Source organism: Thermomicrobiales bacterium, assembly GCA_023954495.1.
Taxonomy (GTDB): Bacteria; Chloroflexota; Chloroflexia; order Thermomicrobiales; family CFX8; genus JAMLIA01.
Genome location: JAMLIA010000003.1, coordinates 21,314 through 41,277 on the forward strand (window position 1 = coordinate 21,314; position 19,964 = coordinate 41,277).

General features: G+C 60.1%; 15 protein-coding genes and 3 tRNA genes. 9 read left to right on the forward strand and 9 right to left on the reverse strand.

Going from position 1 to position 19,964, the window contains the following annotated elements:
* Window positions 1-46 precede the first annotated feature (46 nt).
* Both ppdK and M9890_00905 read right to left on the reverse strand, forming a co-directional pair.
* Window positions 47-2,674 carry a pyruvate, phosphate dikinase gene (ppdK, locus tag M9890_00900; GenBank protein MCO5175528.1) on the reverse strand — a complete coding sequence of 876 codons (2,628 nt, stop codon included), beginning with the start codon at window positions 2,672-2,674 and terminating at the stop codon, window positions 47-49.
* Window positions 2,675-2,686: 12 nt separating this feature from the next.
* Window positions 2,687-4,888: a UvrD-helicase domain-containing protein gene (locus tag M9890_00905; GenBank protein ID MCO5175529.1), complete on the reverse strand. Its 2,202-nt coding sequence runs from the start codon at window positions 4,886-4,888 to the stop codon at window positions 2,687-2,689.
* Window positions 4,889-5,012: 124 nt separating this feature from the next.
* On the opposite strand from M9890_00905, the gene M9890_00910 reads away from it, so the two are divergent.
* The 4 genes from M9890_00910 to ftsH all read left to right on the forward strand — a co-directional run bounded on the left by M9890_00910 (window position 5,013) and on the right by ftsH (window position 8,800).
* Window positions 5,013-5,087: transfer RNA gene (locus tag M9890_00910), tRNA-Met, on the forward strand.
* A gap of 82 nt (window positions 5,088-5,169) precedes the next feature.
* The gene (gene tilS / locus M9890_00915) at window positions 5,170-6,222 is read left to right on the forward strand and encodes a tRNA lysidine(34) synthetase TilS (protein MCO5175530.1); all 1,053 of its coding nucleotides are present in this window, start codon (window positions 5,170-5,172) and stop codon (window positions 6,220-6,222) included.
* Window positions 6,197-6,742, forward strand: a complete 546-nt coding sequence (gene hpt / locus M9890_00920) for a hypoxanthine phosphoribosyltransferase (GenBank protein ID MCO5175531.1) — start codon at window positions 6,197-6,199, stop codon at window positions 6,740-6,742. Before tilS ends, hpt begins: the two co-directional genes overlap by 26 nt.
* 123 nt (window positions 6,743-6,865) lie before the next feature.
* The gene (gene ftsH, locus M9890_00925) at window positions 6,866-8,800 is read left to right on the forward strand and encodes an ATP-dependent zinc metalloprotease FtsH (protein ID MCO5175532.1); all 1,935 of its coding nucleotides are present in this window, start codon (window positions 6,866-6,868) and stop codon (window positions 8,798-8,800) included.
* Here ftsH and M9890_00930 read toward each other — a convergent pair.
* The 5 genes from M9890_00930 to M9890_00950 form a co-directional block, all read right to left on the reverse strand.
* The gene (locus M9890_00930) at window positions 8,724-9,524 is read right to left on the reverse strand and encodes a VOC family protein (protein MCO5175533.1); all 801 of its coding nucleotides are present in this window, start codon (window positions 9,522-9,524) and stop codon (window positions 8,724-8,726) included. The genes ftsH and M9890_00930 overlap by 77 nt on opposite strands.
* A 16-nt stretch (window positions 9,525-9,540) precedes the next feature.
* A tRNA-Ala gene (locus tag M9890_00935) sits at window positions 9,541-9,613 on the reverse strand.
* Between the two features lie 92 nt (window positions 9,614-9,705).
* Entirely contained in the window at window positions 9,706-10,773 is a 1,068-nt protein-coding gene (locus M9890_00940; protein ID MCO5175534.1) for a cytochrome P450, read from the reverse strand.
* A gap of 228 nt (window positions 10,774-11,001) precedes the next feature.
* A tRNA-Gly gene (locus tag M9890_00945) sits at window positions 11,002-11,074 on the reverse strand.
* A gap of 16 nt (window positions 11,075-11,090) precedes the next feature.
* Entirely contained in the window at window positions 11,091-11,777 is a 687-nt protein-coding gene (locus M9890_00950; protein ID MCO5175535.1) for a hypothetical protein, read from the reverse strand.
* A gap of 152 nt (window positions 11,778-11,929) precedes the next feature.
* On the opposite strand from M9890_00950, the gene M9890_00955 reads away from it, so the two are divergent.
* The gene (locus tag M9890_00955; protein MCO5175536.1) at window positions 11,930-13,183 is read left to right on the forward strand and encodes a threonine synthase; all 1,254 of its coding nucleotides are present in this window, start codon (window positions 11,930-11,932) and stop codon (window positions 13,181-13,183) included.
* Here M9890_00955 and mutM read toward each other — a convergent pair.
* Window positions 13,174-14,028: a bifunctional DNA-formamidopyrimidine glycosylase/DNA-(apurinic or apyrimidinic site) lyase gene (mutM, locus tag M9890_00960; protein MCO5175537.1), complete on the reverse strand. Its 855-nt coding sequence runs from the start codon at window positions 14,026-14,028 to the stop codon at window positions 13,174-13,176. The genes M9890_00955 and mutM overlap by 10 nt on opposite strands.
* Before the next feature lie 552 nt (window positions 14,029-14,580).
* On the opposite strand from mutM, the gene M9890_00965 reads away from it, so the two are divergent.
* The 4 genes from M9890_00965 to M9890_00980 all read left to right on the forward strand — a co-directional run bounded on the left by M9890_00965 (window position 14,581) and on the right by M9890_00980 (window position 18,760).
* A complete protein-coding gene (locus tag M9890_00965) occupies window positions 14,581-15,042 on the forward strand; it encodes a GatB/YqeY domain-containing protein (protein ID MCO5175538.1) in 462 nt (153 codons plus the stop codon).
* Window positions 15,043-15,138: 96 nt separating this feature from the next.
* The gene (locus tag M9890_00970) at window positions 15,139-17,226 is read left to right on the forward strand and encodes an HDIG domain-containing protein (protein MCO5175539.1); all 2,088 of its coding nucleotides are present in this window, start codon (window positions 15,139-15,141) and stop codon (window positions 17,224-17,226) included.
* 85 nt (window positions 17,227-17,311) lie between these two features.
* On the forward strand, window positions 17,312-17,692 hold the full coding sequence (ybeY, locus tag M9890_00975; GenBank protein ID MCO5175540.1) for an rRNA maturation RNase YbeY: 381 nt from the start codon (window positions 17,312-17,314) through the stop codon (window positions 17,690-17,692).
* A gap of 63 nt (window positions 17,693-17,755) precedes the next feature.
* On the forward strand, window positions 17,756-18,760 hold the full coding sequence (locus M9890_00980; GenBank protein MCO5175541.1) for a glycosyltransferase: 1,005 nt from the start codon (window positions 17,756-17,758) through the stop codon (window positions 18,758-18,760).
* Here the strand turns inward: M9890_00980 and M9890_00985 are convergent.
* A complete protein-coding gene (locus M9890_00985) occupies window positions 18,660-19,895 on the reverse strand; it encodes a molybdopterin-binding protein (protein MCO5175542.1) in 1,236 nt (411 codons plus the stop codon). The genes M9890_00980 and M9890_00985 overlap by 101 nt on opposite strands.
* Window positions 19,896-19,964 lie beyond the last annotated feature (69 nt).

Below are 19,964 nucleotides of genomic sequence, written 5' to 3' on the forward strand. Positions count from 1 at the left end.
ACGATTTGATCACAGTGTACGTACAGTCAGGCTGGACGTCCAGTGATCAGCGATCGCGCTCGGCGTCTCCGAGAGCTGCCTGCGCAGCAGCAAGACGGGCGACGGGAACGCGGAACGGTGAGCAGGAGACGTAGTTCAGTCCGGCCTCGTGGCAGAAAGCCACGCTATCCGGATCGCCGCCGTGCTCGCCGCAGATGCCCAGCTTGATGTCGGGTCGCGTTGAGCGTCCACGTTCGGTTGCGATCTCCACCAGCTCGCCAACTCCTTCGCGGTCGAGCGTGACGAACGGATCGCGCGCGAGGATGCCGCTCTCGACGTACATCGGCAGGAAGCGTCCGGCATCGTCGCGGCTCAATCCGAATGCGGTCTGCGTCAGGTCGTTCGTGCCAAATGAGAAGAACTCGGCTTGCTCGGCGATCTTATTGGCAGTCAGCGCTGCACGCGGCAACTCGATCATCGTCCCGACCGAGTATTCGACGGTGACGCCCGTCTCCTCGAAGGTCTCCTTCGCGGCGGCATCGACGACAGCACGCTGGCGCTTGAGCTCCTCGACATCGCCGACGAGCGGAATCATGATCTCAGGATGAACGGCTATGCCGTCGCGCTGGCAGTTCACTGCCGCATTGAAGATTGCGCGTGCCTGCATATCGGTGATCTCCGGGTAGGAAATCCCGAGTCGGCAACCGCGGTGTCCGAGCATTGGGTTGGCTTCGCGGAGTGCAGCGGTCTTGTTGCGCACTTGCTCGACGGTGATCCCGGTGTCGCGGGCGAGCGCTTCAATATCCTGATCGGTGTGCGGCAGGAACTCATGCAGTGGCGGGTCGAGCGTGCGGATCGTCACAGGGAAGCCGTCCATTGCTCGGAAGATGCCCTCGAAATCCTCCTGCTGCATCGGCAGCAGCTGGTCGAGCGCTGCCTGGCGTTCTGCTGCATCGGACGCCATGATCATCTGACGCATCGCTTGAATGCGATCACCTTCGAAAAACATGTGCTCTGTGCGGCACAGCCCGATACCTTCGGCACCGAGCTCGCGTGCCTTCTGGGCATCTCCCGGCGTGTCGGCGTTTGCCCGAATGCCGAGGCGGCGGATGTCGTCGGCCCACGCCAGCAGCGTCGCAACACTGCCGCCCACGTTCGGCTCAATGGTCGGCACCTCGCCAAGCATGACCCGTCCGCTCGCGCCATCGATTGTGATGAAGTCACCCTCGTTGAGTACGCGGCCGGCAACGCCGATCGTCCCGGCACGATAGTCAATGTCGAGCGAGCCGCAGCCTGCGACACACGGCTTGCCCATACCGCGTGCGACGACTGCCGCGTGGGACGTCATGCCGCCGCGTGCAGTCAGAACCGCCTGCGCGGCGACCATGCCGTGGAAGTCTTCTGGCGAAGTCTCGATGCGGACGAGGATGACCCGTTCGCCACCGTCGCCGAGGCGCTTGGCGTCATCTGCGTCGAAGACGATCTTGCCGGTCGCTGCTCCCGGGCTGGCCGGCAGGCCGACCGCGAGGACTTCTGGTGTGTACGACGGATCGATCATTGGATGCAGCAATTGATCGAGCTGGGCTGGTTCGACGCGCTGGACAGCCTCTTCCTTGGAAATCAGCCCCTCATCAACCATCTCGACGGCGATGTTGACTGCCGCCTGACCGGTGCGCTTGCCAGTGCGTGTCTGAAGCATGAACAGTCGGCCATTCTGAATGGTGAACTCGACGTCCTGCATGTCGCGATAGTGCAACTCAAGGCGGCTGGTGATGCTCTTGAACGATGACCAGGCATCCGAGAAGGCCGGCAACGTGCCCATCTCGGCGATCGGCTGAGGCGTTCTGACACCTGCCACAACATCTTCGCCCTGCGCATTCACCAGGAATTCGCCGAATATCCCTTGCTCGCCCGTGGCGGGATTGCGCGTGAACGCAACGCCGGTCGCGCTGTCGTCGCCCAGATTGCCGAAGACCATTGCCTGCACATTAACGGCTGTACCGAGGTCGTGCGCGATGTGATTTTGATTTCGATAGGCGATGGCACGCCGGTTATTCCATGAGCTGAAGACCGCCTCGACAGCGCCACGTAGTTGTGTCCAAGGGTCTTGCGGGAATTCGGAGCCGGCGTCGCGAATTACGATCTGCTTGAATGTTTCGACCAGGCCCTTAAGCGAATCTGCCGAGAGTTCATGGTCGAGTGTGACACGAGTCTGCCGCTTCAGCGCGTCGATCGCGTCCTCGAAGTGGTCGCTGTCGACGTCCATGACGACCTTGGCGTACATCTGGATCAGACGGCGGTAGCAGTCCCAGGCGAAACGCTCGTCGGCGCTCTCTGCCAGGCCAACAACGGTCTCGTCGTTCAAACCGAGGTTGAGGATCGTATCCATCATGCCTGGCATCGAGAACTTTGCGCCAGACCGCACCGAAACCAGGAGCGGGTTCGCCGAATCGCCGAACGATCTACCGATCTGCTCTTCGATGGTCTGGATTCCGGCTCGCGCTTCGTCCCACAGTCCGTCAGGGAATGTTTCGTCCGACGCTAGATAGGCGCGGCAAGCGTCGGTCGTAATCGTGAATCCGGGAGGAACCGGCAGGTCGAGGCTGGTCATTTCGGCAAGGTTTGCGCCCTTGCCACCAAGGAGGTCCTTGTTGGATCCGTCGCCCTGGTCAAACCGCGATACCCACTGTGCCATCGGCTACCTCCCTTATTCCTGGTCGACCGTGAGATTGGCGAGACTCCCCATCAACCGCTTTTCCCCATGTCGCTTGAACTGGACCGTGATTTCCTGATCGTCGTTGCGATCCGCGACCTGCACCACGACACGTCCCCGAACTTCTGCGTGGAATACGCGCTGCCCCGCCGATACCCGGGTATAGACCGGCGCTGCGGCGGGCTGAGCAACGAGCAACTTTCGCGTCGCGGGTCGCGTCGGTTCGTGCGATCGACTGCCTGCCGCCAGTGTACTCGCTGGAATTGCAGTCAGAAATGACGATGGCTCAGATGGCTCTGTACCGCCGAACCGGGAACGGCGAAACGCGTGCGTCAGATATAAGCGCTCTTTCGCCCGTGTGATTCCGACGTAGAGCAGTCTGCGCTCTTCTTCGAGCATGGCCGGGTTCTCGGTGATCGAGCGTTGGTGCGGGATCAAACCTTCTTCAACGCCGGTGAGGAAGACGACCGGAAACTCCAGTCCCTTCACTGCATGGAGCGTGATGAGTGTGACTTTCTCGTGCGCATCCTCGATCGTATCGGCATCACTCACTAGTGCGACTTCGGACAGGAACGTTGTCAATCGTGTCTCAGGTGGCTCATCATCGAACCGCTCAATGTTCGAGCGCAATTGCTGGAGGTTCTCCCAGCGCGACATCGCTTCTTCGTCGCCGGACTCGAAATAGCCGAGATAGCCGGTATCTTCCAGTGCCCGGTCGAATAGCTCGCTGAGGAGCGCGGTCGGTTCGAGATCGCGCAGGACGTCGAGGCGCTCACGCATTGCCGTCAGGAGTTTTGTCGCGCGCGACGAGAGCGGCGGTCCGTCGGCACTGCCGATGGCATCAAGCGCTGCGCCCGTGCCGGCAGCTCGCGCCTGGCTCCACTGCTCGATATCGGACAGCGTCTTCGCGCCGATGCCGGCTCCGACAGGGAACTCGGCGACCACGCGCTGAAATGCGGCGTAATCATCCGGGTTTGAAATCAGGCGCAGGAGTGCGAGTGCGTCTTTGATCTCCTTGCGCTCGTAGAAGCGCGTGCCACCAATGAGCTGATAGGGGATCGTGGCGCGGATCATCGCCTCTTCGATCGGTCGGCTCTGCCAGTTGGTTCGGTACAGCACGGCGATGTCGCTGCCGCGGTACTTGCCTTCGGTGGTCAGCCGCTGGATCTCTTCGACGACGAACCGCGCTTCTTGCTGTTCGTCGAAACACTCTCTGAGTGTAATCTTCTCGCCCGCTTTGTTTGAAGTCCGCAGCTTCCGGTCGATCCGCTGGACGTTCTCACGAATCACTGCGTCAGCAGCGGTGAGGATGTCCGGTGTCGAACGATAGTTCTCTTCAAGATGGATCTCGATAGCGTCGGGAAAATCTTCTTTGAACGTCAGGATGTTGCGGATATCCGCAGCACGCCAACCGTAAATCGACTGATCCGGGTCGCCGACGACGCAGAGATTGCGATGCTCGGCGGCCAGCTCCTTCACCAGCAAATACTGGATGCGGTTAGTGTCCTGATATTCGTCGACCAGGACATAGTGGTAGCGCTGGCGGAGCGCGCTGAGCGCTTCCGGCGATTCGTGCAGGAGTCGTAGCGTCATCGACAACAAATCATCGAAGTCGAGCGCTTTGCGGCGCAGCAATGTCTGCTGATAAATCGGGTAGATCCGGGCCACTACCTCTTCAAAATAGCTCTCAACCGAGTCGGTGAACTCTGTTGGGCCGACGTTGTGGCTCTTTGAACGCGAGATCGTGCTGAGTACGGCCCGAGGCGCGAAATGCTTTGGGCTGATATCCAGTTGATCCATCGCTGACTTGACCGCGTTCATCTGGTCGCCATCATCGTAGATGACGAACCGCGGATCGATTCCGATGTGTTGACCGTATTGTCTGAGCACGCGAGCGCAGAACCCGTGGAACGTGCCGAGCATGACCCAGCGCGCCCGATCTCCAACCAGCGCTTCGACACGCTCGCGCATCTCTCGTGCGGCCTTGTTGGTGAATGTGACGGCCAGGATATTCCACGGTGCGACGCCGAGGTCCTGGATGAGGTGGGCGATGCGGACAGTGAGGACGCGAGTCTTGCCACTGCCGGGACCTGCAACGATGAGAACGGGGCCGTCTGTCGTCATCACGGAAGCGCGTTGTTCGGGGTTCAGGCCATCCAGCAACGTGGATCCCTGTGACTCGTGGATACTCTGCATGACTCCTCGATCGATCGGTATGACAGCCCTCAGTGCTGGGCCGTGATTGTACCTGAGGCGCTGGGTGACTCCGCGGCGTTGCCCTCGGCGTTGCTCGCTTGTTATGCTTATTGCCGCTTCGCGAGCCGGTGTAGCTCAGAGGCAGAGCAGGGGACTCATAAGCCCTTGGCCGCAGGTTCGATTCCCGCCACCGGCACCATCATGCAGAGGACGATCGCGCTCACGAGCGCGATCGTTTGCGTTTTTACGTCCAGCTGCAGAGTGAGGCGAAAGTGTCAGGCGTGCCCGACTGGACCGATGCCAAGCTGGCGCACGTTCGCGCCGTCGGCAGCAGGTGTCTGACTTGGGATGTCCCGGTTGCGATTGCCTGCTCTGGTGGCGTGGACTCGACTGCGCTGCTTCTGCTGGCGAGCTCAATGCGGGACCAGCTGGCACCGTTTTTCGTCGTTCATGTCGATCATCGCACCCGCGTAGAGTCGGCCGAGGAGGGGCGGCACGTTGCGGCACTGTGTGCGTTGCTGGATGTTCCGTTCGTCGCGGCGGATGTTGACGCTGATTGGCGCATCGGCGAGCACGTCGCAGAACATCGCCTTCGCGCTGCCCGCTATGAAGCGCTCGCGCGTGTCGTCCGCGCGCACAATCTCCGCGCCGTTGTCACCGCCCACACGCAGGACGATCAGGTTGAGACGATCCTGATGCGCCTGCTCTCCGGCACTGGTTCTGGTGGGGCAGCCGGGATGCTGCCGACCAGCACGATCGCAACGGCGAGTGGCGACCTGCAGATTCTTCGTCCGCTGCTTGATGTTTCCAGAAGCGACCTGATGCGAGTGGTTGAAGACGCTGGTGTCGAACCCATACTCGATCCAAGCAACGCCGATACGCGCTACGCACGCAATGCCCTGAGGCATGAGATCATTCCGCAGTTGCGACGGCTATACCCTGGGTTTCCAGCGACGTTACTGCGCTCCATGATGCTTGTTCGCGATGACGCGATGGTTGTAAATGACTTGGCAAACGGTGTGTTTGCGGAAATCGTTGAAGCGACGAGCCGTGGGGCCCTGGTCGATCGCAACGCATTGCGTCGTGCGTCGCGACCGGTGGCATCGCGCATCGTGCGGCGTGTGGCGCGACAGGTGTCTACCGCCGCTTCCGACGCCGACTGGCGCGAACTGTCGTCGGAACGCATCGACGCAGTTCTCCGTGCAGTGCAGGGGCGAGCCGGAGCGAAAATCGAATTGCCGCATGGCGTGGATGTGATCATTGAGCGAGACCGGGTTGTGTTCGCGCAGCGAGGAGGAAGGGACGACGATGACGGACGACCAACGCCTGGATAGCGGGATAGCCCGAGTGCTAGTGTCCGAGGAGCAGATTCAGCAGCGTATCGCTCAGCTCGGAGCAGAACTCGGCGAAATTTACCGCGATAGTTGCCCCATCCTCGTTGGGATTCTGACCGGCGCGTTCGTCTTCATGGCCGACCTGTCGCGGGCGATGCCGGTCCAGCTTGATGTCCAGTTCATGGCCGTGTCGAGCTATGGCGCATCAACGCAGTCGAGTGGCGTGGTGAAGATTCTGAAGGACCTTGATACCTCGATCGAGGGGCGAGACATTCTCATTGTTGAGGACATCATCGATAGCGGTCTGACGCTCGCGTATCTGCTCGACGTGCTCAGTCGTCGCGGACCGAAGAGTATCCGCGTTGTCACGCTGCTGATGAAAGAACGTGACCACCACCGGGACGTTCAGGTGGACCATTGCGGCTTCCTGATTCCGGACGAGTTCGTTGTCGGTTATGGGCTTGATGTTGCAGGGCGATATCGCAACTTGTCGTACGTCGGCGTCTACGACGGATCGTAGCGGAGGGCCGGGAAGGCGCTCGTTATTGTCCTGTTATAATCTGGGCACGTTGTTCCGCTCACTCAACTGGTTGTGCTCCTCCTGTTCGTGTAACCAGAGCGGAGCACCTGCAGAGGATACCCGATGACCGACAATCGATGGCTTCGCAACGGCTTTGTCTGGATCATCCTGATTATCGCGGTTATCGCCCTCTGGTTCATGGTGACCAGCGGTGGCGAGCGCACGCGAACACGCGATCTCAGTAGCATCGCGCAGGACATTCAGGCCGGCCAGGTCGCACGGCTCGAACAGACCGAAAACTCGAGCAAGGTCACTGTCTATTACAAGGGTTCCGACGAAGTAGAGACGTTCCGGCTGCCGCAGAACGTCAATATCTACGATGCGTTGATGCTCTATGGCGTCGAACCAACGGACGTCGACATTACGATCAAGGCCGCGAGTCAGTGGGGCAATTGGCTCGGTATCATGACCTTTATATTGCCGACGATGATCCTGATCGGCATCGTGATCTTCATGATGCGTCAGGCGCAGGGCAGTAACAGCCAGGCGATGTCGTTCGGTAAGAGTCGCGCACGGATGTTTACCGGCAATAAGCCGACGGTGACATTTGCGGACGTCGCCGGTGTCAACGAAGCCAAAGAAGAGCTCGTTGAGGTCGTTGAGTTCCTGAAGTATCCAGAGAAGTTCTCTGCCCTCGGCGCGCGGATTCCTCGCGGTGTGCTGCTGGTCGGCCCTCCAGGCACCGGCAAGACTTTGCTCTCGCGTGCCGTCGCTGGAGAGGCTGGCGTGCCTTTCTTCAGTATCTCCGGCTCTGAGTTCGTCGAGATGTTCGTAGGCGTTGGTGCGTCGCGAGTTCGTGATCTGTTTGATCAGGCCAAGCGCAATGCGCCCTGCATCGTGTTCGTTGACGAGATCGACGCCGTCGGTCGCCAGCGTGGCGCTGGACTTGGTGGCAGTCACGACGAGCGCGAGCAGACGCTGAATCAGATTCTCGTCGAGATGGACGGATTTGACAGCAGCACGAACGTGATCGTCATTGCTGCGACGAACCGGCCGGACGTCCTCGACCCGGCGTTGCTTCGCCCCGGTCGATTCGACCGTCAGGTCATTCTCGATCGGCCTGACATCGCTGGTCGACTCGCCGTTCTCGAAGTTCATTCGCGGGGCAAGCCGCTTGAGGATGATATACAGCTCGAAGACCTCGCTCGGCAGACTCCGGGGTTCTCGGGAGCCGACCTTGAGAACCTGGTGAACGAGTCCGCCATCCTTGCTGCACGGCGCAACAAGAAGACGATCGGCCGCAAGGAGCTCGCCGAAGCAATCGATCGGGTTGTCGCCGGGCCGCAGCGCAAGAGTCGCGTCATCAGCGAGCGTGAGAAGCTGATGACCGCATACCACGAGGCGGGCCATGCGCTCGTCGCGCGCATGGTGCCGAACGCCGATCCGGTGCGCAAAGTGTCGATCGTCGCACGCGGCATGATGGGTGGCTACACCAGCGTCGTGCCGGACGAGGATCGGTTCTTCTGGACCAAGAGTCAATTCGAGGACATGCTGGCCTACATCATGGGCGGTCGTGTCGCTGAGGAGATCGTCTTCAACGAGATCTCTACCGGCGCTTCGAATGACATTGAGCGAGCGTCTGGTCTGGCCCGCCGAATGGTGACCGAGTATGGCATGAGCTCCACGCTCGGACCGTTGGCCTTCGGTAAGAAGGACGAGCTTGTCTTCCTCGGACGTGAGATTAATGAGCAGCGCAACTACAGTGACGAGGTCGCGTTCCAGATTGACCAGGAGATTCGTCAACTGATTGATGACGCCTACAAGCTGGCGCGCCAAGTCCTGACCGAGCACGCCGACAAGCTTGAGGCGATTGCCATGCTCCTGATTGAGAACGAGACCGTCGAGTCCGAAGAGCTGGAGGCGCTCTTCGACTCGCCGCGACCACAGCCAACACTGCACGGTCCGTCGCATCCGCAGTTGCCTACTGGTAATGCTGAGCGCGAACGGCGTGAACCGGAAGTGGCTCCGCGCCTCCGACCACAGCCCGCATCCGGGTAGCGGTGACCACACAACGTTCGAATATTGAAGGCGGCCGCAGGGCCGCCTTCACTCTTTGCTGGCATTGATGTTGGCGTTGCGTTTCAGCCAGAGCGATCTGAAACCACGAGCGCGTGGCGATGAGCACATGCGCTCGGTCTTCGTCAGTTGAGCTCTTCAACAATCCCGACGATGACTCCTGCTGGACCGCGAAGATAGCAGTATCGATAGATGTACTCGTACTGCGCGATCTCTCCAACGAGGGTGGCACCGTGGCGAGCAGACGCTCGTATGTGTCGTCGAGAGAGTCAACCACGAATGTCAGTCGGGGAATGCCCGGTGCATTCACTGGTGCGGTGGGAGGCGGCGAGGTGGAAACCGGTGAATGGAACGTTGACAGCTCAATGCGGCCATGGCCGTCTGGCGTCCGCAGGAAGGCAATGTCGCTCCGAACCCCGTCTAGCCCGACGAGCTGATCGACCCATTCACCTTCGACGGTTGTCTCGCCTTCGAGTTCCAGACCCAGTTCGACGAAGAACGCAATTGCCGCCGACAGGTCGTTGACAACATAACCTGCGTGATCAAGCCGCTTGACTGCCATGATGAACATCTCCCGATCTTGAAGCCCGAGTGGACGTGGAGGATCTCCGGTAGATGCGCAGAATGCGCGCAAGCATGGATCAGAACAACCGAGGTGGATATGGTGCGAGAAAAAATGCAAAGAGCCGCCATAAAGGCGGCTCAAGCGATGGCTTCGTGGGTGGAGGCGGGGGGATTCGAACCCCCGACCTCTACAGTGCGATTGTAGCGCTCTCCCAGCTGAGCTACGCCCCCACGATTGCGTCGCGAGTCGCCCCGCAACGACTGCGAACTATATCACGAGCCATCGAAACTGACGAAGGTTGTGCAATGTGATCGCTTCAGATTCACCGCAGGGCGAGCGTCATGTTGGCGATGCCATTACCTGGATAGACCATTCGTTTGACCTCAGTTGGTTGAGCGATTGAAAACTCTGCCGTTTCCCTCAGGAGCTCTTCGAGACCAACTCGCATCTCCAGTCGCGCGAGCGGTGCCCCGACGCAATCGTGAATGCCTCGTCCGAACACGAGACTGCTGTCATTGTCCCGAGCGAGGTTGATCGCATCGGCTTTCGCAAACGCGTCTGGATCTCGATCGGCGGCAATCCACATAAGGGTGAGCCGTTCGCCAGCCGGGATGTGGCAGCCTGCGATTGTCACATCCTGCGTGGTCGTGCGTCGGTTTGCAACGAGCGGCCCATCTACGCGCAGGATCTCATCAATTGTCTGCGGCAACATGACCGGCTCTTCACGAAGTTTCTGCTGGAGTTGCGTGTCTGTCGCAAGATGCCAAACAAGCAATCCAAGCCCTGCGGCGACTGTGCCGTGCCCAGCGATCCAGTTCCGCAAAATGCTGACGATGTCGTCGTCGCTGATGACTTGCCCGTTCACCGTTGTCGACATCAGTGTGCTGGTCAGATCGCTTGCAGTACGGCCAATGCGGCGGCGGTCTGCCAACTCCTCCTCAACGATTGACGTGAACTCTTGCGCTAGCGCCGCGCTGGCTTCGCGGTCTCGTGATAGCGATGCCTGCTGATTCCCGTGAGTCCAGCCATGCAGGTGCTCCCAACGATCGGCGCGCCAGCCGAGAAACGCGACGGCGCAGCGCAATGGGAATGGCATCGCAAATGCGTTGACAAATTCGATTTCGGGCTGATCGATGAGCGCTGCTGTGATCTCTGCTGCGATTGAGCGAAACGTCGGTTCGAAGTTGGCCATTTGGCCAGCCATAAAGAACGGCTCAATTGCAGTACGAAACAGCGTATGTTCAGGCGGGTCCATGCCGTTCGGCACTGCCCGGTGGTTCGACGCGCTGCTAAACGTCGCAGGATCATCAAGAATATCAACGATGTCGCTATGTCGGAATATTGACCATTCAAGGAAGTCACTCCGTGCGACTGGGCATTGCGAGCGCATGCGATCGTATGCTGCGCGCTGGTTGCTCAAAACTGACGGGTCCCGTGGATCCCAGTCCGCAGTCTGGTTCTCACCCATATCTATGTCTCTCTTTCCACGAATTCGGAACCGTGCCAACAGCGCCGCAAGAGGATTGCCTGCGAGGCGATCGAAACGCGGTCGAATATGGTCTCGTCCTTTGGAGGGCCTGCGTTGATGAAGAGGAGGTGGCTCGCCTGGAATTCAGAGAGCGGGTGATGGGACTCGAACCCACGGCATTCTGCTTGGGAAGCAGACACTCTACCAACTGAGTTACACCCGCGCAGTCGTGGTCGAGTTTACACCTGGTCGGCGATTGGCACAATCTCGGCGTCGCTGCGCAGCCGCCCAAGCTCCATGTGCTCGATGTGAAACGTGGAGTGCTGCGGAACGCCGAGCAACATGCGAACCGACCGGGCAGCGCGCTCCTGCCGGTAGGCGGTCATCTCACTCGCCCGCAGAGCGGCCCGACTTTCCCAAAGCTCGCCAAAGATCGCTTTGCCCGTCACGTTGTCGCCCAGTGCAAGCACGCCAATGAAGCCAGGATGTTCACGCTCCAACTCTTCAACAGCAGCATGACCGGCTTCAACGATCGAATTCCAGTGCTGCGGATCGACGCGAATCGTCGTGAACCGAGCGTGAGCGGTGTGCGGGACGATGTCGCTTCGGCTCCGCGCCTCATTTACATAAATAGAATAGGTTTCGCGCATGAGCGGCGAGTCCCAGTACTGGCTCAATATTTCGACGTCATGGTTCGTTTCGGGATCAATACTGACCAGTGTCTGCTCGGCTTTGGCCCACAACGTAATCGTCATTAACCGGCAATGATCGCGATTCAGCAGCGTTAGCTCGCCACCATAGTCTTCACGGGAGCGGAGCGTCGTAATCACCTGATTTGTGAGGACATCGAGCGCGGTCGACAGCGTCTCAGGGCGATAGGTGCAGGAGGTAACGCGCGCGAACTGTGGTACTGCTAGCTGGTGCATATGCCGCGCAATCTGGCTCTTTTCGGGCTATTCAACCATTCGTAACGGTATCTGAATCTGACCCCGCGGTCAAATACCTCTTGGTCAAGTTCGATGCAGAGCTCTGCTACGATAGCCGACGCTGCCAATAGAACGAGAACAGGGGAGGCAAGATGCAATCCGGAAGCCAAATCGAGAGCACCCTGAGCGGCATCGTCTGCTCAAACTGCGGACATCGATACGACGCAGATCAGTTGCTGACCGTCTGCGATGAATGTGGAAAAGTCTTGCTGGCCGAGTACGACCTGGATCGCGCGAAGTCGACAATGACCCGGGAGGCTCTCGCCAAACGTCCCTGGAATCTGTGGCGTTACGCCGAGATCATGCCGGTCCGCAAGGCCGAGCACCGTCTGACACTTGCCGAGGGAGGGTCGCCGCTGCTCAAGGTTGATCGCTGGGCCGCCGGAGTCGGACTTTCAAACGTGCTGGTCAAAGACGAAGGACGCAATCCGACTGGATCGTTCAAAGCGCGTGGACTTGGCGCGGCGGTGTCGCGTGCTCGTGAGCTTGGGGTGAAGGCAATCGCGTTACCGTCGGCCGGCAATGCAGCGGCGGCGGCGAGCGCCTACGCGGCGCGCGGCGGGATGGAGACCGTCGTCTTCATGCCGAAGGACGCGCCAGAAGTGTTCAAGGCGGAATGCCGCGCATTGGGAGCGCGCGTGTTCCTGGTCAACGGCCTCATCAATGACGCCGGCAAGGTTGTGCGTGACAACGGCGCGTCGCGGGGTTGGTTCGACGTGTCCACGTTGAAGGAGCCGTATCGCGCTGAGGGCAAGAAAACGATGGGGCTGGAGCTTGTAGAGCAGCTCGGCTGGACAGTGCCCGACGCAATCATCTATCCGACCGGCGGCGGCACCGGCATTGTCGGAATGTGGAAGGCGTTCGATGAGCTGGAGCAGATGGGCCTGATCGGCTCTGCGCGGCCGCGCATGATCGTCGTGCAGTCGGACGGCTGCGCACCGATCGTCAAGGCATTTGATATGGGCGAGCGCCACGCGCCGCTTTGGGAGGGCGCAGACACGATCGCGCCGGGCATCCGCGTGCCGGTCGCGATTGGCGACTACCTCATCCTCGACGCCGTGCGCGCGAGCGGCGGCACGGCCATCGCGGTGAGCGACGCCGAACTAAACGCGGCGATGCGATCCGTTGCCGAGAAGGAAGGGCTCTTCGTGTCGCCGGAGTCCGGTGCGGCATTTGCGGCCGCCGAGAAGCTACGCGCCGAAGGAAAGCTCTCTGAAACCGACAAGGTCGTTGTCTACGCGACCGGCTCCGGCCTCAAGCACACCGATCTGATCAGCGGAGACTATCCGGTGCTTGAGCCTGATAACGCTGAGATCGGGACCAAGATCGACACGGCTTACGCCTGATCGTGGTCGCCAAGCGGCTGGCACACAGGACAGAACATCGTCGTGCGTTGGTCGATTGTCAGGCGTACGAGGGGAGCCCCGCAGACGACGCAGGGACTCCCCGGCTTTCTCCCGTATATCTGCAGGCTTTCCTGATTCGTGCCTTCCTCGCCAAGCCCGGATCGGTAGTCGCGGAGCGTCGTGCCACGCGATTCGACTGCGATTGACAGAACATCGACGATCGCTGCTTGAAGTCGGCTGATCTCGTCTGCGGCGAGTTCGCTCGCGGGTCGAAGGGGATGCACACCGGCCCGAAACATCGCCTCATCCACATAGATGTTGCCCAATCCCGCGATTACCGTCTGGTCAAGCAGCAGCGACTTCAATCTGCGTTTGCGCTGGAGGGCAAGCGCCAGGGATTCGATGGTGAACGCAGGACTGAGCGGTTCCACCCCGAGGTTCTCGTCGAGTCGTGCGGAAGCTTCACGGTCCAGAAGCGCGATCCGACCGAACTTTCGCGTGTCGTAGAAATCGAGCTCGGTGGTGCCAGAGAGCGCGAAGACAGCGCGCAGGTAGGGTTCGCGCTCCGGCGCGCGTGCGTCAGTCCGCGTCGCGCGGAACAGGAGCTCGCCGGTCATCCGCAAATGGACCGTGATCCAGTCGCCCGTGCCAAGCTCAAGGACGATGAACTTTCCGCGCCGTGAGACGGCGGCTATCGAGTTGCCGATGATTCGCTCTTCGAAAGCCGGTAAGTCATCGTTTGCAACAGTGCGGCGCCAGCGCAGATCGAACGATTCGATAACCTTGTCTGCGAGGTACGGGCGAAGTGTCCGACAAACCGTCTCAACTTCTGGGAGTTCGGGCATCGACGTGGCACCCTCTCAACAGGAATAACCTGGAATAGAGCGGAGGTCGGGCTAAATGGTCGATTCATCATGCATATTCTGCAGCATCATCAACGGCGACATTCCCAGTGATCGAGTTTACGAAGACGATGAGTTCATCGCATTTCGTGACATTGCCCCGGCGGCACCCGTTCACGTTCTGATCGTACCGCGCAAGCATGTCGTATCAATCGCCGATCTCGGGGAGGACGATGCGGCGTTCCTCGGGCGTTTGTTTCTCGTGGCGAACACTGTCGCGCGGAGCGAAGGCGTCGCTGGGGATGGGTACAGAGTCGTTAGCAATGTTGGGGAGAAGGGTGGGCAGTCCGTGTTTCATCTCCACGTCCATCTTCTGGGCGGACGGCAGATGACGGGGCTCTAAATTTCTGGCGTACGTACGCGATGGTGCGTGAATGTCACATTGACCTTCAACAATTTCGGGCGCTATACTGCGCACACCGTCTGCCATTTTCGATGCATACTGCATGATCGTCGCGGCAGGGGAGCGGCGTTCCTGTGGAGGGTGAGGCGGCCATGAGTCTTGCTGAACAACTGGTATCTGATCTTCGTGATGCGATGAAGTCTGGCGATACACAGCGTCGGGAAGTCATTCGATTCCTGCGCGCGTCGATCAAGAATGCCGAGATTGACAAGCACGCCGAGTTGACCGACGAAGAGATCGAGGCAGTGATTCGTGGCCAGATCAAGCAGCGCCGCGATTCGATCGACATGTTCCGCAAGGGCGGGCGTGATGATTTGGCCGATGCTGAAGCAGCCCAGGTCGCTGTGTTGCAGACTTACCTGCCGGCTCAGATCAGTGATGACGAAGCCGAGGAGCTTGTCCGTCGGGTCGTCGAAGAGTCCGGCGCGACCAGCCCGAAAGAGATGGGCAAGCTCATGCCGGCGCTGATGCAGGCCGCCGCGGGTCGTGTTGAGGGCCGAACCTTGTCGGCGCTGGCTCGTGCCGAGCTCGAACGTCGCTCGACGACCGCGTAGGGCAATTCCATAGAACATTCGACGGAAGTCGGAGACGCCATGCCCATTCGCTGGATTCGTCGTCTCAAAGAAAACCCTCGTTTCGCATGGCGAGATTTGGCACGAATCTCGCTTTTTGCGCTGTCGTTGCTGGTCCTCTCGGTCGTCAGCGTTGCCGTTGACTGGCAGCAGCGTGAGTCTGCCATTCAGTCCGGCAACATCGCCGACCGCACCATCAAGTCGCCCGAGACGATTACGTTCACCAGCGATCTCCGAACAGCCGAGCGTCGGCAGGAAGCCTACGACGACTCGCGCAATGTCGTGACCGTGCACGACGAGAACGTTCGCATCGAGCAGTTGAACGCGCTGCGGCAGTTCACGGACGCTGCAGATGATCTGCGCGTCAAACGCGATATTTCACGCGACGAAGCTGCTGCCGAACTTCAGGCTGCACTCGAAGACCTGACGTCGGCAGATGCAATGCGGATCCTGGCGCTCTCGACTGCGAGTTGGGAACGTGTCCGGTCCGAATCTCAGCGTCTTGTTGGAGCGACGCTGGCCGACCCGATCAAACAGGACGACGTGCGCGGCCGCAAAGACAACCTGCCCGATCGCCTGTCACCGCAACTGTCGTCGGAAGAGCAGTCGCTCGTCCTCGCGATTGCACGACCATTCATACGTGCCAACGTGCATATCGACGACGAGAGCACACTGGCGAATCGTCAGGCGGCAGCGGACGCGGTTGAGCCAGTGACGGTGAATGTGCTCGCCGGCCAGGCGATTGTTCGCGACGGCGATATTGTCACGGCCTACGATGTTGAGAAGCTCGAGCAGCTCGGCCTGATGAATCCGGATGTCGATGTCGCGACGCGGCTCGGGCGCTCGGGGATCATGGCCATCCTGTCCATCTTTACCGTGGCCTATCTCATTCGCTTCCAGCCGAACCTGTGGCGCGGACGACGGCTCCTGTTGTTGTCGGTGGTCATGCTGGGGCCGATTGTCGTTGCCCGCCTTGTCCTTCCACATTCCGACATTCAGTACCTGTTCCCTGTAGCGGCCTCGGCGATGCTCCTGGCGGTGTTGCTCGATTATCAAATCGCAATGACGATCGGCACATTGCTCTCGCTGTACATCGCCGTGATCTCAAACATGTCGTTTGAGATCGTTGTGATGTACACGCTGGCGTCTATGGCAGGAGCGATCGTTGCCTGGAACGCTGAGCGCACGATTCGATTTGTGTGGGCCGGAGCTGCCGTCGCGCTGACCATGTTCGTGACGGCGCTGTCGTTCAACGCGATTTCAACATCACTGAGTTGGGGTCTGGTCGGTGAGCGGTTGATCGAGACGGCGCTCGCAGGTGCGCTGGCGGCGTCGTTGACGTTCCTGTCGTTCAGTCTCATTGGTTCAGCCCTCGGCATTACGACGCACTTGCAACTGATGGAGCTGGCGCATCCGAATCAGCCGCTGTTGTACCGTCTTGCTCGCGAAGCGCCCGGCACCTACCATCACTCGATTGTCGTGAGCAATCTGGCCGAGAGCGCGGTCGAAGCTGTTGGCGGCGATCCGTTGTTCGCGAGGGTGGCGGTCTTGTACCACGATGTCGGCAAGCTGGTTCGCCCGACATTCTTTATCGAGAATCAGGGCCACATCGACAATCCCCACGACTTGCTTGACCCTCGCACAAGCGCACGCATAATCCTGGATCACGTGAGCGACGGCGTACGACTGGCCAAAAAGGCGCGCATCCCATCGGCCATCGTTTCAATCATCGAGCAACATCACGGCACTTCGCTCGTTCGCTACTTTTATCAGCGGGCCGTCGATTCGGGTGCAGATGTCACCGAAGACGAATTCCGCTACCCCGGCCCGAAGCCACAGACCAAGGAAGCCGGTGTCATCATGCTCGCCGACTCGGTCGAGGCCAGTGTTCGGTCAGCTGCCGGCAGCGGACGTCTGGTGCGACCAAAGGACAAGGCGGTCGAGGGTAAGGACACGCTCGAAAGCATCGTGACCAAGATCATCAGGGATCGTGTTGAAGATGGTCAGCTGGACGAGTGCGATCTGACACTGAAGGAGATTGATCAGATTCGACGCACATTCATCCAGATGCTCGAAGGCGTCTATCATCCGCGAGTCGAGTATCCAGCTGCTGCCGCGCCATCCACCACGCCGACGACCCCTGCGCCGAGTCCTGCCGGTGGCTGACCCGGGCATCAATCTGGATTTGTTGGTCGACGATGGCGTCACAACGACCCTGGACGAGTGCATACTGTCCGACCTCGTAGAGTCCATGAGCGACCTTGAGTCTCGACTCCCGCGCGGTTCGTGGAGTCTCGCATTGCGACTCACGGATGACGAGCGCATTGCCGCCATTCACGATCAATTCTTCGCCGACCCAACGCCGACAGATGTCATCTCATTTCCATCGGGAGACGACCTGCGCGAACGGGAAGGCCACCTGGGCGATATCGTTGTCTCGATGACAACGGCCGCCAGTAACGCGGCCATCTACGGTCACTCGACTGACCGAGAAGTTGCGTTCCTCTTTCTGCATGGTGTCTTGCACGTGATTGGCTACGATGACGCCATTCCGGAAGAGCGCGATGACATGCTGCGTCGTCAGACAGCAATCCTCGAAGCGTTTGAGCGACAGCGCAGTTTTTCTCTATGAGGGTGGCGCTCGTCGCAACGGTACTGAACGAGCAGGCCCGCCTTACGACCTGGCTCGCCGGTCTTGAAGAGCCAGCGTCAACCGGACGAAATCATCATTGTCGATGGCGGTTCGACCGATGGGACGTGGGAAGCGTTGCAGGAGTGGGCGGCCGCGCGGCAGGTCACGCTGCGCCAACTTCCAGGTGCTGGCATATCGGCTGGTCGTAACCTGGCGATATCGCTCGCAACCTGCGAGGCCATAGCCGTCACGGACGCCGGAACGCGGGCCGACCAGGGCTGGCTCGCTCGCCTGATTGACGCACTGGAAGACGGCTATGACGTAGCGAGCGGCTTCTTTTATCCGACGCTGGAATCACGTTGGGACCGGGCGCTGGCGGCGACCACGTTGCCAGATGTTAACGAGGTCGACGCCGATCGCTTCCAGCCTTCGAGCCGCTCAGTCGCGTTTCGAACCAGTTGGTGGCAGGCAGGCATTCGATACCCTGAGTGGCTTGACTACTGTGAAGACCTCGTCTGGGACTTCTCGTTGCGACGGGCCGGTGCCCGATTTCAGTTCGTGCCTGACGCGACCGTGGAATTTTCAGGGCGGTCGTCGTCCAAAGCGTTTGCAGTTCAATACCTGCGCTATGCGCGAGGAGACGGTAAAGCCGGACTTTTTGCCAAACGCCATGCTGCGCGGTACATGACCTATCTCGGGGCGGGGGCAGTGCTGCTCCGGCGGCGTCCGCTTGAATTGCTTATCGTCGGCATCCTCGCAAGTTTGTACATGCGTGCTCCGGTCAGACGCCTCTTTGCACGAGATCACAAGCGACACGTTGCAATCAGCGAGACGTTCGCGACGCTGCCGCTAGTGGTTGCTCTGCGTGGCCTCGGTGATCTGGCGAAGATGGCTGGATACCCTATTGGGCTCCTCTGGCGAGTGCGACGATTCGGCACGCTCGGCTGGAAGACCAGTTGGCAGCGCATCAGCCCGGATGGTGACGTGTGGTCTCCCGCAGCGTTGACCAGAGAAAGTCTGCCGCCCACATCGTCGCACGGCGACGAACCTCATGTGGCGGCGCAGTGATTTCGTGTCGGCGGTGTGCGACGCCTGCGGGATGAACGAGCGCAATACCGATCTGTCCGTGCGCTCGATCGTCGGTGTCACCCGGCTCCAGATACACGGCAACCGACACGCCATATTCAACGGAGTCCTCTGTCGCGGCCAGCGTGGCGCAACGGATTGCCGTTTCTTCGGCGTCCGGATTGTCAGCAGGGTAGGCGACCACAGCGAAGCTGGTCGTTCGCGCACCGGAGACAGCTTCGTCTGCCACGATTGATTCGTCGATCAGGTTCGTTAGCCTGCCGGCGTTTCCGGCCTCCCAGATCGCGACCTTTGCTCCCGACATCTGGATCGGTCGCAGTAGCGCGTCCGCCAATTCATCAGTGAGCTCGCCGTACACGTGCTCGGCCAACTCATCACGGATGGCGTCAATGGTGCCGGCAACTGCCTGTTCGGCCTCAGCTCGTTCTGCTGCCATCGCGGTAATGCGAATGTGAACGCCATCGTCCTTCGCATAGGTCGCCACGGTTGGGTAGCCGCGGCGAACAAGATCGATGATGCGCTGCTCGACCGCCGACTCCCCAATGCCGATCGTCTTCAGTGTCCGGGCGACGATCGCCGATTGTTCCAGTCGGTCGATGATGCGGGGCAAGGCCTGCTCGCGCCACATGCGGTACATCTCGCGCGGCACTCCCGGCATCGAGACGATGATCTGATCGTGACGACGCACGTACCAGCCGGGCGCGGTACCCATCGGGTTCAGAAGCAACTCTGCCGACGGGATACGCCAGGCCTGCTTGATGTTTTGCTCGGGCATTGGCACGCTGCGCATTGAGAAAAATTCGCGGACGCGTGCGGCAGCTTCCGGGTCGACTTCGACCTGTTCGCCTTGAACCGCCGACACCGCTTCGCGAGTCAGGTCATCATCGGTCGGGCCGATGCCGCCAGTTGTGATGACGAGGTCCGCGTCGGACAACGCTCGATTCAGGGTCACAATGAGTCGATCGAGCGAGTCGCCAACCTGTGACACACCGACGAGCTCGATGCCTAGTGCACTGAGCTCCTGGGCGAGGAATGTTGCGTTGGTGTCGGTGAGGAAGCCCTGGATGAGCTCTGAGCCAATCGACAGCACAACCGCACGCATAGTCCACCCCCGCATCAGACGAATTGCACGCGGGCATTATCGCATGATGTAAGCGATGAACCGGGAATGCATGCGGCTATGTGA